Origin of the sequence: Lactobacillus sp. UMNPBX12, assembly GCF_002553955.1 — a bacterium.
GTDB lineage: Bacteria > Bacillota > Bacilli > Lactobacillales > Lactobacillaceae > Lactobacillus > Lactobacillus crispatus.
Genome location: NZ_PCYY01000008.1, coordinates 54,696 through 70,677, shown reverse-complemented (window position 1 = coordinate 70,677; position 15,982 = coordinate 54,696). Strand labels below are relative to the sequence as shown.

General features: G+C 37.3%; 13 protein-coding genes. 8 read left to right on the top strand and 5 right to left on the bottom strand.

The genetic code is table 11. From position 1 onward, the window contains the following. Positions 1–48: 48 nt before the first annotated feature. Entirely contained in the window at positions 49–1,059 is a 1,011-nt protein-coding gene (locus CP363_RS04810) for a linear amide C-N hydrolase (RefSeq protein ID WP_098035906.1), read from the bottom strand. Positions 1,060–1,251: 192 nt separating this feature from the next. On the opposite strand from CP363_RS04810, the gene CP363_RS04805 reads away from it, so the two are divergent. Together CP363_RS04805 and CP363_RS04800 are read left to right on the top strand one after the other, a co-directional pair. Then, the gene (locus tag CP363_RS04805) at positions 1,252–3,399 is read left to right on the top strand and encodes a hypothetical protein (RefSeq protein ID WP_098035905.1); all 2,148 of its coding nucleotides are present in this window, start codon (positions 1,252–1,254) and stop codon (positions 3,397–3,399) included. A 20-nt stretch (positions 3,400–3,419) separates the two neighbouring features. Next, positions 3,420–3,983 (top strand): GNAT family N-acetyltransferase, encoded by a 564-nt coding sequence (locus tag CP363_RS04800; protein ID WP_089143445.1) that lies wholly within the window; start codon positions 3,420–3,422, stop codon positions 3,981–3,983. A 50-nt stretch (positions 3,984–4,033) separates the two neighbouring features. Here CP363_RS04800 and CP363_RS04795 read toward each other — a convergent pair whose 3' ends face one another. Beyond that, on the bottom strand, positions 4,034–5,431 hold the full coding sequence (locus CP363_RS04795; RefSeq protein WP_098035904.1) for an ATP-binding protein: 1,398 nt from the start codon (positions 5,429–5,431) through the stop codon (positions 4,034–4,036). Between the two features lie 243 nt (positions 5,432–5,674). On the opposite strand from CP363_RS04795, the gene hpt reads away from it, so the two are divergent. Further along, the gene (gene hpt / locus CP363_RS04790; protein WP_013086845.1) at positions 5,675–6,208 is read left to right on the top strand and encodes a hypoxanthine phosphoribosyltransferase; all 534 of its coding nucleotides are present in this window, start codon (positions 5,675–5,677) and stop codon (positions 6,206–6,208) included. A 25-nt stretch (positions 6,209–6,233) separates the two neighbouring features. Here hpt and CP363_RS04785 read toward each other — a convergent pair whose 3' ends face one another. Both CP363_RS04785 and CP363_RS04780 read right to left on the bottom strand, forming a co-directional pair. Then, positions 6,234–6,776 (bottom strand): TetR/AcrR family transcriptional regulator, encoded by a 543-nt coding sequence (locus tag CP363_RS04785; RefSeq protein ID WP_005723891.1) that lies wholly within the window; start codon positions 6,774–6,776, stop codon positions 6,234–6,236. Between the two features lie 457 nt (positions 6,777–7,233). Then, positions 7,234–8,067 carry an SEC10/PgrA surface exclusion domain-containing protein gene (locus tag CP363_RS04780; protein WP_065989965.1) on the bottom strand — a complete coding sequence of 278 codons (834 nt, stop codon included), beginning with the start codon at positions 8,065–8,067 and terminating at the stop codon, positions 7,234–7,236. 819 nt (positions 8,068–8,886) lie between these two features. On the opposite strand from CP363_RS04780, the gene CP363_RS04775 reads away from it, so the two are divergent. The 5 genes from CP363_RS04775 (at position 8,887) to CP363_RS04750 (ending at position 13,168) form a co-directional block, all read left to right on the top strand. Then, entirely contained in the window at positions 8,887–10,224 is a 1,338-nt protein-coding gene (locus CP363_RS04775; protein WP_005718261.1) for a 6-phospho-alpha-glucosidase, read from the top strand. Between the two features lie 132 nt (positions 10,225–10,356). Continuing rightward, positions 10,357–11,130, top strand: coding sequence for a MurR/RpiR family transcriptional regulator (locus CP363_RS04770; protein ID WP_098035903.1), 774 nt, complete (start codon positions 10,357–10,359; stop codon positions 11,128–11,130). A gap of 11 nt (positions 11,131–11,141) precedes the next feature. Beyond that, positions 11,142–12,134: an asparaginase gene (locus CP363_RS04765; RefSeq protein ID WP_098035902.1), complete on the top strand. Its 993-nt coding sequence runs from the start codon at positions 11,142–11,144 to the stop codon at positions 12,132–12,134. 286 nt (positions 12,135–12,420) lie between these two features. Then, positions 12,421–12,714 carry a hypothetical protein gene (locus tag CP363_RS04755; protein WP_089147116.1) on the top strand — a complete coding sequence of 98 codons (294 nt, stop codon included), beginning with the start codon at positions 12,421–12,423 and terminating at the stop codon, positions 12,712–12,714. A 55-nt stretch (positions 12,715–12,769) separates the two neighbouring features. Further along, the gene (locus tag CP363_RS04750) at positions 12,770–13,168 is read left to right on the top strand and encodes a PTS sugar transporter subunit IIA (protein ID WP_005723897.1); all 399 of its coding nucleotides are present in this window, start codon (positions 12,770–12,772) and stop codon (positions 13,166–13,168) included. 49 nt (positions 13,169–13,217) lie between these two features. On the opposite strand, the gene CP363_RS04745 is transcribed toward CP363_RS04750, so the two are convergent. Beyond that, positions 13,218–15,869, bottom strand: coding sequence for a calcium-translocating P-type ATPase, PMCA-type (locus CP363_RS04745; RefSeq protein ID WP_098035900.1), 2,652 nt, complete (start codon positions 15,867–15,869; stop codon positions 13,218–13,220). Positions 15,870–15,982: the final 113 nt, after the last annotated feature.

Here is a 15,982-nt window from a genome sequence, read left to right as displayed (position 1 = left end):
GAAAATAATCGGACAATCTAATGACTGCCCGATTATTTTTATGCTTTTTTAAGCTAAACTAATCTCACGACTAATTTGCTTAATCGTCTTTTCTTTTAAATCTGCGGATAAAGTAAATTGAGTAAAAGTATTGCAGCACTCTGGTTGAATATAAAGCGTATGTTTTGTTACATCATAGCCAATCCAATAGCCAGTGTAATCAGATTTAGTACTATTGGCACTTAGTTTTTCAAGACCTTTTGGAATCATGACCGTCTTGAAAACATCATATAGTTGCATGATTCCATCTTCACGCTTGAAGCTGTCAATGTAGTTTGACAGAAAAGTTGCCCGAATAAAACGAGAGGGCGGAGTGTAGTCACCGGGTAGTCCTAGTAACCCAGAACCACTTTCGATCTGTTTAATTACTAATTGATCATTTAGCTTGTTTTCACCAACATTATGCGGCCGCATTTGCACGTAGTTGCGTAAGTTATTTAAGTGCCAAGAATATTCTGGACTATTGGTCATCACACCGATGCTGTCATAGATTTTGAAAGCACCGTTGTTAACCGGTTCAAGTACAATGCCTTTGCCGCTAGGATCAAAGAAGGTGAAGTGCATTGGTATGGGGCTAGGTATGCCAGTTTCTGTATCTTCCCATGGTTGATATTCAGTTTTTAATAGGGCCAATTTAGGAATTGCCTCTTTGATCTCAGTAATATCTTTGAAATTGCTTAGAATATAGCTAACAAATTCTGCTCCGACGATCGGAGTTAAGCCGCGCTTTTTTAAGTTTTCTTCAGTGTCCCAGCTACATTCTTCCAGATATTGAGCATCCCCAACTAATCCTTCACTATTAATCCCATCATTATAGAAGAGCGAATTATTAACATTAATTCCTACAAATGCATATTTGCTCATCCATTTATGATAACAGCTTGGCATTTCTGTATTTTTAGGAAAAGCAGTGATCTGAGTTTTCACGCTCTTTTTAAAGGGACTGAAAGTAAAGTCATCGGTTCTGCCCCAGAATAAATCACCATTATTTGCTTTCATTGCAATTGATGTACACGGCATGTTAAAACCTCCCTTGTTCAGATTAATCAATTATATTGTAGTGCGACCGAGAAAGAATACTAAATGATTCAGCTTATGACTTTATAAAAGCAAAAACTTAACATTGTTCTGCAAAAATAATGCAATCATCTCCTAAATATGTGAGAATGTAATTGCTTACAGCATTTTGCGATGATAATAAAGGAGTTTTCCATGACTGAAGATGCAAAACTAAAACAAGTAATGAATAAAATTGACAATGCGATTAGCTGGATTAAGCAATTAAACTGCATTGTGTCTAATTCTTTAAATACTGAATTAAATCCTGATGATGACAGTGTCTTACTTTATTTACAAACGCCAAATAACTTAATTGTGCCCAGCTTACTCTTGAATGAGCAAGCTTATGACTATCTGCTTGAGCAAGATGACGCTTCTAACGGCGAGGGGATTATTATTAGTTGGGCTGGCAGTTTTATGGATGCCACGGCGCCAAAAGAGAGGACAGGGCTTGATCCGGAGCAATTGCGCCAAGATATGGATTATTTGTACAATGTCTGGTATAAATTGACTAAGCAAAGTGAAGCGATTAATGATTATTATCAAGATACAGCTGATTTGTCTGCTGAAAAGATCAAGGCAGAATTGCAACAGATTTTAACTACAAGCGGCGTGTTTGACGCTGATGTATTAGCCGAAACTGAAACGCAGCTAGCAGGGATGCCGTTTGCCTATTTATGGGGAATTTATCAAGAAGTGCAGCGTTCAACCGATGATAGCAAAACTGCAGGACAACTGCTTTATCACTTAACAGTCGAGGTCCCTCATGATTCTTACTTGTTCAAGCCAGATCCTGATTTTTCTTTATTAGCAAATTTAGCTGATCAAGCTGCAGCAACTGGCGCTGATTCTAACTTGATGGGTGAGCCAATTGAACGAGCAGAAGCGGAAAAATTGGCAGAAAAATTACGCCAAGCAGGTGATTTATTGGTCGAAAATAATTTAATCCCTGCTGGCGCTCTGGACGTGGAATATGATGAGACGCAACATGACGTGATTGTCTACTTGCAGTCACCTAATGATGTGATGATTTTCCGTAATGATGTTCTAGGTACTAAAACTGCGGCAATGATTGAGCATGAAAATACAGAGCAATGCGCAGCTCATCTGGCTATTTCCTTTATTTTGAATTTTGCGCGTGACTTGCAAGATACGGCCGGGCAAATTAGCGAACAAGATTGGGACGGCTATTGCGCTGATTTGGACTACTTGTACCGGATAATTTTGGGCTTTTCCGCCAGCATCCCTGATGTCGATAACTATTTAAGCAGCACCAATGATCGGACCCTTGTAGATTTACGACAAAAATTGATCAGTTATATTCAGGCAAGTGATAGTGAGGACAAGACTGACTTAATCGGGATTATTAATCAACTAGGATATGGCTATCTCTACACTTTAATGGCATATATCGATTCAATTGGCGATGACCAAAATGCTAATGCGATTACCGACTTCTTGGGTCACGCTCTCGTTTATTTACCAACGCAGGATATTGCTAGTGGCTTTAATCCTGACAAGAATTTCTCTGTTTTAGCTGAAAATAATCCGCATGATACCTGGCAAAATGGCTCAATTGTGCTTGATAACGGTCAAGGTGATACATCAGGTATTGTGGCTGACTTATATGCTAAGCTCCAAGCAGCAGTAGAAAAGCTGGAGCAGCGCTGCGATTTTGTACCTGGTTCAATTAATGTCCAATATTCTTCCAAGCAAGGCTTAGCTGGAATTTTATTCCAGACGCCAAGTCGAATCATTAGTCCTTCTTTTGCTTGGAATGCGCAAAGTGCAGCCCAATTAAGTGATCTAAACTCCGAGCAAATGGAGACTCAATTAGGGCTAGATTATGTTTTGGGCGCTTTTGGTGAGACACTTGATAATTTAGCTGCTGGGATTCGGAACAATCAAGAAAAACTAGATCAAGCTAGTCTAGAGCCGATCAACACTGATTTGGCCTATAATTTTGAACGAATCACTAAGCTATCACAGACCTATGCCGACCTAGATCCAGCCCTAAAAGAAATGATGGGCGAAGATTATGATGAAAGAAAATTGCGCGACTACTTAACTACTGCGATGCAAGTAGACGATAATGATGCGGCTTATCAAGCTGATGGCCTGTTAATTCGGGCAACTTATGCACAAATTTTTGCCTTATATCGATTAATGCATGATAGTAAGTTATTAGAACCTAAGGCCACAACTTTAGTTGATTTATTGCAGTATCAACCAGAGCACCCGATGAAATTTGAAGTAGTTAAAGACGTTGATTTGTTTGAAAATGATCATGATGATGAATAGTTTTTAAGGAGAAAGTAATGATTATTAGACGAGCAAGAAAGTCGGATTTTCCCTTTGTTTATCCGATATTAAAACAGATTTTTGATGAAATGCAGATGAAGTCGATTGAATCTTTGCCAGAAGATCAATTCTATAGCTTAATGAAATTAGGGTTCATTTCCGAGGATTATCGCTACTCATACCGCCGAATTTGGGTAGCTGAAGATCATGGTAAGGTGACCGGAATTTTAGATATGTATCCTTATAAGGACCAGAAGATCATCGATGTAGTCCTGCGTCATAACTATGCAAATGCTGGTTTACCCATTTCAACCGTGATTTTTGATGATCAAGAAGCTTGGCCACACGAGTGGTATATTGATGCGTTAGCTGTACATCCCGACCATTGGGGTGAACACATTGCTAGTCGTCTGATGGACGAGGCAGAACAAGTAGCGTTAGCTCATGGCTATCATATTATCAGCTTAAATGTGGACAAAGAAAATCCACGTGCGCAAGCTTTGTACAAGCATAAAGGTTATGAAGTGCAGAAGTCGATGACGATTGGTGACCGCACTTACGATCATATGATTAAGAAAATATAGAGAAAAAGCAGCATTCCTAGAGTATAAGCTTTGGGATGCTGCTTTTATGTTTATTCAAAAAAGTGTTGGTATTCAATTACTGTGACATTATTTTTTTGCGCATATGCTTTGAAACCAGGCGTTGCCTCTTTGGCAAAAAAGTAAAGATAGCTTTGTTTAATCTTGGGTACTAGGAACGATCTTTCAACTAAAGTATCAATCATTTCCGGTTTAATCTTATCTTTTGCTCGCCATTTACATTCACCGATAATAGCTTGATTATTAGTGAAATCAGGTGCAACAATATCAATTTCTTCTTCACGCTTTTTAGCTGGATTAGGGCCCCACCACTGACCAATTGTACGAATGCCAATTGGTAAATCATTTTGACGCCAAAGCCAATCGCCACTAGCTTGTTCAAATACTGGACCTAAAAATCTGGGTAATTCACTCATAATATAGTCTAATAAGCGATCAACTTGTCCTCTAACAATTAAATCTGTCTCACCGTCGACAAACTTGAACCAGAAACGAAAGAGACCATCAACAATATAATAGTAAGCTTTGCGGTTATTTTTATTAAAAAGTGGTTGCTTTTTTTGAATGACGCCAATATCTATTAAATTTTTTAAATAGGGTGTAAGAGAGCTAGATGTAATATCAGTTGCTTGCACAATATCGTTGTAGTGATTGGAACCATTAGCAATAGTTTTGAGAATAGCATTATATGTAGCTGGATTGCGCATTTCTTCCTGCATTAGAACGTTCGGTTCATCACGCAGAGGAGCAACTGGTGAGAAAAACATTTGTCTAATATTATCTCTCAATGAAATCTCGGGATTGATATAAGCCAAGTACTGAGGAATGCCACCAGTGATGCCATAGTAACCTAATAAGTCGCTTTTATTAACACTAGGCAGCATTGTTTCTGATTCAAATAAGTCAAATGGTTCTAGTTTTAATTGCCCAGTTTTTCTGCCATAAAGTGGGCTCTTGTACTCCAGGACCTGTCTTTCCATGAATGACATCGATGACCCACAAAGAATTAACATGACATTATTGTATTTTTTATAGACATGGTCAATTACGTATTGAAGAATAGAGCTGACAGAATGTTCTGATCTGGCTAAAAAGGGATATTCATCGATGACAAAGACTAATTTTTGTTCTAAATGATTAGCAATATTTTGCACTTCTGTAAAAGCTTTTTCAAAATCAGCGTAGGATGCAGTATTAAAATCATCATTTTTTAAATCGTTGATTTTTTCTGATAAATTCTTGAGATTCATATCACCTGTTGATTCTATTCCTTGATAGTAAATAGCAGGTTTATTCTGAATAAACTCACTAATCAAGGCGGTTTTACCAACTCGTCTACGGCCATAGATTACGATCATCTCGAAGTTAGGACTCTGATATTTAGCATTGAGGTCATTGAGTTCATTATTTCTACCGACAAAATGTTGCATAGATTTATTCCTTTCTTTTATTTGATTATAACATAATTACGATTAGCCTTATTATAATTATGCTAATCGTAATAAGGTTAATTTCAGTGAAATACTTTTGTTAAAATCCGAACAATTTAGGCTAATTGTAGCCAATAAATAAACAAATTATTTACTTTTAGTACTTCAGAGCTTTAACTCAGTCTTAAATCATGTTAAAATCTTATCAATGACAAAATTATGAATTCAAAGGGTAGACAGATAATGAATAACGACATTGAGAAAATTTTGTTTGATCAAGCACAATTAGATAAGCGCATGGATGAGATGGCTGCTGAATTGAATCAAAAATATGAGGGCAAGCAGCCGATTGTCATTCCCGTTTTAAATGGGGCAATGATTTTTGCTAGTGACATGATCAAGCGACTTAACTTTAAATTGACAGTTGATCCAATTAAGGCTTCAAGTTATGCCGGTACCGAATCAACAGGCAAGGTAAAGATCACTCAAGATATAAAATCTGATGTTAAAGATCAACCGGTAATTTTTATGGAAGATATTATTGATACAGGTCGTACGCTTCAAGCTTTAAGTGAAGTGATGAAGGACCGCGGTGCCGCCAGCGTTGAAGTGGTAGCAATGCTTGATAAGCCGACAACTAGAGTAGTTGATTTCCATGCTGATTACTATGGTTTTCAAGCTCCAGATGCATTTTTAGTAGGGTATGGTCTTGACTATAACGGCTTATATCGTAATTTACCTTATGTCGGTATTTTAAAACGTGAAATTTATGCTTAATGTAAAAAGTTGCTAGTATTCGTTGCTAGCAACTTTTTTTAATGTGATGGAGAAAAAGGCATTCAACGTCAGTATAAACTGTGATGACATTGTCCTGATAGTCATGAGCAATCCAGTCTAGAATTCGAATAAGAATCAAACTGGAAATGCTTTGGATATGCTTATTAGAAAGATTACTATTGAATAGCAATTTTTGCATTTCACGAAAAAGAGCTTGGTCAACTTGTGTTCGAATTTGACTTGAGGCAAGAGAATGTACATTTCGATAGTAGGTGGCATTAGTTTCAATTTCTATCAGTAAGTTGTGTGCTTTTTTATGTAAAGTACTTGATTGGGGATTGTTGAAGCAAGAATTGATTTCGAATTGCAGTACTTGACTAAATAGATCATTCAAATTTTTAAAGTTGCGGTAAAAAGTTCCGCGACAGATATTTGCAGCTTCACAGAATCTTTGAACTGAATACTTGTAAACAGTTCCTTGTGATAGGTCTTTTTTTAAGGCTTGTGCAAAGAATTGGATATGTATCCTGTCTTTCCTAGTTTTTCTTCTTGTAGTAGTGAAATACATCTTTATCCTCCCTTTTTTATGTTCATTGAACATATTGATATATAATATACCAGTTGCTATTTAATATAGCAATCCTTTTTTTAGATAACAATAATGTAATAGATTGTGTAAGCGAAAATCCCGCATGGATAACGTAAAAATTGCTTTTGAAAAAGTTTATTAATTGTAATCATAATTTACTATACCGTTATTAATTATGTACAGTTATTGCTGGAAACATTGATTTATCAAGGATTATAGACAAAATAGTAATAAGATAATAACTTAACACACTATTAGTATTAGCTAATGTATACAAACAATTAGATAGCTTAATTGAAAATGTGTGAATATCTGCATTTTTTTGACAGGATTTTGATGAAAAATGGGCAAAAATAAAAGAGCTCAAATAGTTGACTGAACTACTTGAGCTCTTGGATTAGGAAACTGTATTAAGTTTTTAACTACAGCGTTAGTTTTAATGATTGAATTTTCTGTAGTTTTGGATGTAACGTTTAGCAACACCCATCATGTGAACACTAACCTTGCTTTGGTCATCCTTTAAGCCACTGAAACTAATACCAAAGTATTTAGTCTTAGCATCGTAGCTCTTAGTACGGCAACCAAGTAAATCACCAGCGTGTTCCCATTCAGTGTATCTAGATGAGTCATTCATCTGACTGTCAGAGCCTGCAAAACCGCCAAAAAGCATTTGCTTTACGTTAAAGTAAATTTGGTTTTTCAATACTGACATTGGACGTAAGTTAGTATTGTATGTTGAAGAGATAGGCAAGCCAGCTTCATCTTCGTAGACTTGACCTACTTTTGAGTTAAGGCCAGAAGCCTTAGCTGCGCGTTCAATTCCAGTAACATAGTGGTCGGCATCCCAGCAAGATCTGTTATGGTTGTAGTATTCGTTAGCTACACGATTTGCAAAGTGCAAAGCACCTCGCTTGTAAGTCCAGTCTTGCTTGCCAAGTTGATGACGTGCAGAATTAATTAAGCTTAAAGTGTATTGGCTCAGTTCTTTTTGTTGAGACGCAGTTAATTTAGTCACGTTAACTAACGTATTATCTGAACCCGCATCACTATTGGTGTTTTCCTTCATGCCTTTTTTAGAAGCATCAATCAAAGCCTTACTTGCTTTACCAGTTTGGTTCCATTTAATAATGGCACTCTTGGTGTAACCAGCGGGTAATGTGATAGAAGCAGCTTGAACAGTAGAGTTGTTATTATTTGAAATAGCAACACTTCCACCTGCTAAAGCGGCTGCGATACCGATAAGTGATAATAGCTTAACATTCTTTGTCATTTTTCCTAATCCCCCTATATTACGAAAAGAATTCCCAATTTATAAGTCATTTTTTTGCTTAAGGAGTAGTCAATTCCTTAAAGATCGTTATATGTCTCTTCATGGAATGATACTAACATTATTAAAAACAAAGTCTATATATGAACAGCTTTAATAACGTATCTTGTTAAATAAAAACATATATGTTATTTTTTAGAGTGCTAGTTTATCAAGACTTAGGGCGACCTAAAATAAAAGCTATACGACTAATAAATAATTCAAAAGTTTTTTAATAAAGGCTAAATTTATATAAAAAAATATATAATTATAACCTAAGTTATCTATAAATTATCAAGTACTAATGACTAAGAGTTGGGATAAAATCAGCGTTTAGCAAAGATATGTTTTAAAAATATTATATTGTATAGAAAATAGCAGAAAGATATTAAAATTATAATTAATTTCAAAATTACACTACAAAATATGGAAGTGAAACTAGTTTGAGTCGTATTTTGTAATTAAAGCTATGCGATCATCAAATACGGACTATTTATTTTTGTGGTTAAAGGAATATTCAAATTATAGTTTATCTTGGTCATGAAACGATTATTTTTTTCATTTTTACACTATTACTAATAAAGGCAAGTTAAACATCTGATTTGTTAGGCTTAAGGCAACATTTAAAAATATTTCGCGTAGTGAAACGCGTTCCAAAACTTGAAACAAAGTCTGAAGCTGGTGAAAACGAATACATTTGTGGAAGAAGATGATATAAATATATGCGTAAGGCAAATGAAACAGAGATAAAAACTTAGTTTTATTTAAAGGAGAAAATAGATTATGGATGGTAAGAAATATTCAGTAGTTATTGCTGGCGGTGGTAGTACTTTTACTCCAGGATTTGTCCTTGATTTAATCAAGAGTCAGGATAAATTCCCATTAAGACAGTTGAAGTTCTATGATAACGATGCTGAACGGCAAGAAAAGATTGCCAAAGCTGTTGAAATTATCATGAAGGAAAGGGCACCACAAATTAAGTTTTCTTACACAACTGATCCTAAAGAGGCCTTTACTGATGTAGATTTTGTTATGGGATCAATTCGTGTTGGTAAATATCACATGAGAAGCTTGGATGAAAAGATTCCATTAAAATATGGCGTGAATGGTCAAGAAACTACTGGACCCGGAGGAATGGCCTATGGTCTTCGCTCAATTCCCGCAATTTTGCAAATTATTGATTGGATGGAAGAATACTCACCAAATGCTTGGATGATCAACTACTCCAACACAATTGCAATCGTTGCAGAAGCTTGCCGTCGTCTTCGTCCAAATGCTAAGGTAATTAACATTTGTGATATGCCGATTGATGATATGGACAGAATGGCTGCCATTTGTGGTTTGGACAGTTGGCATGATATTGACTTTAACTATTATGGTTTGAATCACTTTGGCTGGTGGAAAGAAGTTCGCAACAAGAAGACTGGCGAAGACTTAATGCCTAAGTTGAAGGAATACGTCAAAGAGCACGGCTATTGGGTAGGTGGCGATTACGACAAGGATACTGAAGCTTCTTGGGAAGCCACCTTTAAGAAAGTTGCCGATGAATATAAGCTAGAGCCAGAAACTTTGCCAAACAATTACATGCAATACTACTACTTCCCACAATATGAAGTTGCTAATGCTGATCCGAAGCATACTCGTACTGATGAAATTCGTGAACACCGGCAAAAGATTGTCTTTGGCGAATGTGAAAGAATCGTAAAGGTGGGAACTGCTAAGAATAATATTTGGGATATTTCAGGTTTGCACTCTGAATATATCGTAGATATTTGTCATGCGATCGCATTTAACACTCATGAAAAGTTCTTAGCTAACTGTGCTAATAACGGTGCAATTTCTAATATGGATCCAGATTCAATTGTTGAAGTACCAGCATTGTTTGGTGCTGATGGCATTCAACCAATGGCTACGGGTAAAGCAGGTCGCTTCCAAAGAGGCTTGATGATGGAACAACAAACTTGTGAAAAATTGGTTGTTGATGCTTATGTTGAACATTCATACAATAAGATGCTACAAGCATTTGCATTAAACAAGACTGTACCAGATGCTTCCGTTGCTAAGAAGATTTTGGATGACATGATTCCAGTTAATGCTCCATACTGGCCAGAACTTAAATAATTAATTGTCATAACATAACTTCAATTCAAGAATAAAAATTAAGGTAGTTACTCAAATAGGGTGGCTACCTTTTTTGAGTACGACATGATATTCTTATTCTTAATAAGAAACAGTGATGAGAAAGGAAACAGAATGGATTTAGAAACAGCGGTCATGAAGAAAAAGGAAAGTTTTAATGAGACCGATAAAGCGATCGTTAGCTATTTATTGAAATATCCTGAAGCAGCAAGTCAGTTGAGTTTGCTGAAATTAGCTCAGAAATTATACGTTTCTAAGTCCGCTATTTTTCGCCTAAGCAAAAAATTGGGATTAAGTGGTTTCAGCGAATTGAAATTTGAATTGTCCGAGTTAGCTACACGAAAGGAGCAAAACGTTAAGAACAAGCAAACGCTAGATTTCAATACGGATTTACAAAAGATCATTGCTGAAACTTTTAAATATTTTAAGGGATTAAACTTACAACCATTTTTTGCGGATTTAGATCAAGCGGAAACGATCTATCTTTACTCTACTGGCTGGCAGCAGCAAATTATCGCGGAATATTTGGCGCATAACTTTTTCTTAATTGGTAAAAAAGCAATTATTTTGCCTAGTGCACGCGACGAAGTGGCATTATTAGGGCGGTCTGCACGGGAAAATGACATGCTGTTTGTTATTTCATTTGGTGGTTTTAATAAAACAATTATTGAAGAACTTAAGAAGATTGATGTCGTGAATACTGAACTGAAATTGGTGTCACTGACTAGCTGGCAAACGGGAAAATTAGCCTCTCTTAGCGACTATAGCTTTTTCTTCAAAACTACGCCATTTCAATTTAGTAAGCAAAATGCGGTAACTTTTAGTTCGGCCTATGTTTTAATTGATCTAATCATGAATAGTTATGGTCGACATTGTGATTTGAGATAAAGGGGAACAAGATGAAGAAAATATTATTGCTATCAACTGGGGGAACTATTGCTTCCGTTGTTTCTGATGCAGGCCTAGTACCCAAGGAAACCGGTGAAGAGTTAATTAAAATGTTGGGAAAGTTGCCGTACGACATTCAAGTCCGCGATATTTTGCAATTAGATTCTTCTAATATCCAACCAGAAGAATGGAAATTTATTGCAGAAAATATTTACAAATACCGCAATGATTACGATGGAATTGTTGTTTCACACGGTACTGATACTATGGCTTATACGGCATCAATGTTGTCGTTTATGCTGAAAAATATTAATATCCCGGTTGTGCTGACGGGAAGTCAGGTACCAATTAACGTGGTCCTAAGTGACGCTCACGATAACCTACGGTTGGCTTTTGCAGCTGCAGCAACTTGTCCACCTGATGTTTATTTAGCCTTTCATAATAAAGTTATGCTGGGCTGCCGCAGTGTAAAGGTGCGGACTACCAACTTTGATGCTTTTGAAAGTGTGAATGTACCACCAGTAGCAACCGTTTCTTCCGATGGGTTAGTTTTTAATTCAGAACATTTTCAAAAAGAACATGACGGTCAGCCAACCTTAAATACTAAAATTAATTCGCACGTATCGTTGGTGAAACTATTTCCAGGTTTTGATCCTAATCTGCTTTTTGCGATGGTTAATAGTGGTTGCCGCGGGATTGTTATCGAAGCGTATGGTCTAGGCGGGATGAACTTTATTCGCCGCAACATGGTAGCCGCAATTGGTAAGCTAATTCGTCAAGGTATTCCCGTTGTAGCCAGCAGTCAATGCTTGTATGAACGTAGCGATTTGACCAAATATGAGGTGGGGCGTGAGGCTTTGCTGGAAGGAGCTATTTCCGCTTGTGATATGACTTCTGAGAGTGCGATTACCAAATTAATGTGGGCTTTAGGGCAAGGGATGGACGTCCATCAAATTGCTGACTTTTTTGATACAAATGTTGCTGGAGAAGTAACTCTTAAGTAAAGGTAAATAATATTACAATTATGTTAATTGTAAGCGCAGCCATTCCCATAACGATCGGCTTTTTATATAATAAGAAATATAAGGAGCTGGGAACATGAAGAGTACAGTTTTACAGAAAGTTTGGCTTGTATTTGCTGCTATAGGAATTGGGGCTTCCCTTTTTGTTAACAATTCGCATCAACTGATCGAATCTAATGTAACTACAATTTCAAACGCAATTATTAATACGAAATAAAGATGACAGTCAGTTAGGTGGCTGTTTTTTTGTATAATAAAAGAAAAAGAATTGGATGTGAACAAGATGGATTTTGAAGAGGCTAGAAATAAATTACAAATGATTGAAGAAATGCTCAATCGGATGCCCTTGATTCATGGAGAAAATGATGTTTTCAAGGTTACTGCTGATGAGATGGATGACTTTTTAGCCAATGTAATGCCTGATATGGATGGCAAACAAGTGACGGAACAAGGAAAAAAGATTTTGCACACTTGTCTACAAGTACTTAAGTTACGGCAAAAGGATGAGCGGCTAACACCTGAACAAAGTAGCTTATTAGCAGATATTGAACAGCTTAATTAATACAAAAATATGTTAAAATGGTTCTGTAGAAATCGCTTACAAAGAGGTGCGCTTTATGGAACTTTTAATTGCAACTCATGAAGGGTTAGCTGCGGGGCTAATGTCTGCACATGATATGTTGGCAGGCAAGAATGATCAGATCCTGACAATTGAATTAAACGACACAGGAATCAGAGATTTTAAGGCTCGTTTTGCTAAAGTCATGAATAAATATCAGAATAGTCAGATTTTGGTGCTAACTGATTTAAAAAATGGGACACCCCACTTAGTCGCTTCGGAATATGAAGATATGTATCCTGAGCGAGTACGGGTAATTAGCGGTGTTAATTTGCCAATGGTGCTGGAGCTTAGTCATAAGATGATCAATGCTAGCTTGAATGAAAGTACCGAAAAGGCAATTCAGATTGGTCGTAGTCAGATAGATGTTGACCAATTGGCAGCAGCCAAAGTTTAATATCAAAAAAGACGATAGTGTTGTAATGCTACCGTCTTTTTGTAACTAATTAATCTTCAATTAAATTATTGTCATTAATAAAAATATTTCTAAATTTTGTCCAACCTTTTACTAACTCAACTTGTGCAATTGAAAGTAAAGCTAGGGTAACTACGATTAACCATTGTCCAGCTGACAAACTGGTAATGTGAAATGCATCTTGCATTGCTGGGACAAAGAGAATAATACACATGAAAAATGCAGAGATAATGAATGACACTGTTAACCATGGATTATTACCAGCTGATCTTTTCCAGATGGGATCAGTATTTGAATGCTGGTTAAATGAACGAATCATTTGGGCCAATGCTAAAATACTGAAGGCCATGGTTTGTCCGACAACTTGATTGCCGATTTCTTTACCAATGAAGTAACCAATTAAAGTAAGCAGGGCAACAAATATTCCTTGGGTAATAACCCGAATAACTAGGTCTTTTTCGAATAAAGTACCAGCTTTAACTGGCTTGTGTTTCATAATGTTTTTACTTGCTGGGTCTACGCCAAGAGCAAGGGCAGGTAGAGTAGCTGTAGCTAAGTTAACCCACAAGATGTGTACTGCCAATAATGGCGCATCCCAGTTAAAAATAGTTGCCGCAAACAAAGTGGTAATTTCAGCAATGTTACCAACTAGCAAGAACTGAATTACTTTTTGGATGTTGCGGTAAACGCGGCGACCTTCCTTGATAGCGTGCGCAATTGTGGTAAAACTATCATCAAGCAAAATCATATCAGCCACGTCCTTAGCCACGTCTGTACCCGTTACACCCATAGCGACACCGATATCGGCAGCCTTTAAGGCAGGTGAATCGTTTACTCCGTCACCGGTCATAGCTGTTACCTCACCATTTCGCTTTAAGCTTTGAATGATGCGCAGTTTGTCAGCAGGAGAAACGCGAGCAAAAACGGTAGCCTTTTCAACAGCTTGATCTAATTCCGCATCAGACATTTGGTCTAATTCAGTTCCCGAGATTGCTAAGTCACCTGGCTGATAAATGTTTAACTTTTTCGCAATTGCCAAGGCAGTTACCTTGTGGTCACCGGTAATCATAATTGTGCGAATACCGGCTTCACGGCAGGTTTTAACTGATGCCGCAACTTCTTTTCGTGGTGGGTCAATCATGCCGACAATCCCGATAAAAGTCAAATTATTTTCCAAATCAGCATTTGCTTCAGGTAAGTTATCCACTATTTTGGTAGCAAAGCCTAGTACTCGTAAAGCGTCAGCTTGCATTTGGTGAGACAAGTGGGCAATTTGCTTTTTGTCTTGGGGTGTAATTTTACGCACGCCATTGTCAGTCATAATGTGTGTACATAACGGCAACATTTCGTCCGTTGCACCCTTAGTGAATACCGTTAATTGACCGTCAATTTTGTGCAATGTTGTCATCCGTTTTCTGTCCGAATCAAAGGGTTGTTCGAACAAACGGGGGAATTCTTTCTTTAAGTTAGATTGGTTAAAGCCAAGCTTTTGGGCAAAAGGAATTAAGGCTATCTCAGTTGGATCACCAATTTCTTTTTCACCATTCAAGCTGGCATCGTTACAAAGAGCGCTAGCATAGGCCAAAGTTTGATTGGTTTTATTTGCTGCAAGCTGGTCAACTGCGTGACTTTGGCTGAAGTCATTCGTTGCTGCCTGTGTAACAGTCATTTTGTTTAAGGTTAAAGTACCAGTTTTGTCGGAACAGATGACAGTGGCGTTACCTAAGGTTTCGACTGCTGGCAACTTTTTGATCAAAGCGTTACGCTTAACCATGCGTTTAACGCCTAAGGCCATAACAATTGTCGCGGTTGCTGGCAGACCTTCTGGAATAATTGAAATTGCCAATGAGATAGCAACCAAGAATTGTGGTAAAAGTGGACGGCCATAGAAAGCACCAATTGCAAAGACCAAACTACAAATAATTAAGCCGATAATCGTTAAGACCATGCCGGCTTTAGCTAATTTGCGTTTCAATGGTGTTTGTACTTCAGTTTGATCTTCTAACATGCCAGCAATGGCACCCATTTCTGTTTGCATCCCAATTGCTGTCACGACGCCTTGACCACGACCATAAGTCACAATTGAGGAAGAAAAAGCCATATTGATGCGGTCACCAAGAGCACAATCTGGATTTAAAACAGCAGCTGCGTCTTTTTCTACCAGTACTGATTCACCAGTAAGGGATGCTTCTTGAATTTTCAAGTTAGCTGTTTCAATTAAGCGCAAATCGGCTGGAACCATGTCCCCATCATGCAAGATAACAATATCACCAACTACTAATTCCTTGGCCGGTATGATTAATTCTTTGCCATTACGAATTACATGAGCAGTTGGCGCAGATATGTCACGTAACGCAGCTAAAGAAGACTGTGCCTTTTTTTCCTGAACTACTCCAATAATGGTATTAAGAACCACGATTGTCGCGATAATAATGGCTTCGGTATATTCGCCAAACATAGCAGATAAGAGGGCAGCTACTAATAAGATACCGATCATTGGATCAAAAATCTGCTCTTTGACCATTTGGATTACTGTTTTAGGAGGTTTAGCTGCGAGCTCGTTTAAACCAGCTTGCTGGCGTATTCGAACTTCGTCTTCAGTTAAACCAGTTTCGGTTGTTTTTGTATTTGTTAATACCTCAGACTGTTCGACAGCCCAAGGTTTTTGCCTGTGATTATCCATAGCGGACTAACCACTCCTTTCGTAAAAAAATAATGGAAAACGACCTACTAGCATAAGCCGTTCCCCATTTGAGAAACTTGTTCAGTTTTCATTTGCGTATCGGCAGCGTCATA

Excerpts from the sequence above, each read along its gene's own strand:
- CP363_RS04810 (WP_098035906.1), bottom strand. The coding sequence starts at position 1,059 with ATGCCGTGTACATCAATTGCAATGAAAGCAAATAATGGTGATTTATTC.
- CP363_RS04805 (WP_098035905.1), top strand. The coding sequence starts at position 1,252 with ATGACTGAAGATGCAAAACTAAAACAAGTAATGAATAAAATTGACAAT.
- CP363_RS04795 (WP_098035904.1), bottom strand. The coding sequence starts at position 5,431 with ATGCAACATTTTGTCGGTAGAAATAATGAACTCAATGACCTCAATGCT.
- hpt (WP_013086845.1), top strand. The coding sequence starts at position 5,675 with ATGAATAACGACATTGAGAAAATTTTGTTTGATCAAGCACAATTAGAT.
- CP363_RS04785 (WP_005723891.1), bottom strand. The coding sequence starts at position 6,776 with ATGTATTTCACTACTACAAGAAGAAAAACTAGGAAAGACAGGATACAT.
- CP363_RS04780 (WP_065989965.1), bottom strand. The coding sequence starts at position 8,067 with ATGACAAAGAATGTTAAGCTATTATCACTTATCGGTATCGCAGCCGCT.
- CP363_RS04775 (WP_005718261.1), top strand. The coding sequence starts at position 8,887 with ATGGATGGTAAGAAATATTCAGTAGTTATTGCTGGCGGTGGTAGTACT.
- CP363_RS04770 (WP_098035903.1), top strand. The coding sequence starts at position 10,357 with ATGGATTTAGAAACAGCGGTCATGAAGAAAAAGGAAAGTTTTAATGAG.
- CP363_RS04765 (WP_098035902.1), top strand. The coding sequence starts at position 11,142 with ATGAAGAAAATATTATTGCTATCAACTGGGGGAACTATTGCTTCCGTT.
- CP363_RS04750 (WP_005723897.1), top strand. The coding sequence starts at position 12,770 with ATGGAACTTTTAATTGCAACTCATGAAGGGTTAGCTGCGGGGCTAATG.
- CP363_RS04745 (WP_098035900.1), bottom strand. The coding sequence starts at position 15,869 with ATGGATAATCACAGGCAAAAACCTTGGGCTGTCGAACAGTCTGAGGTA.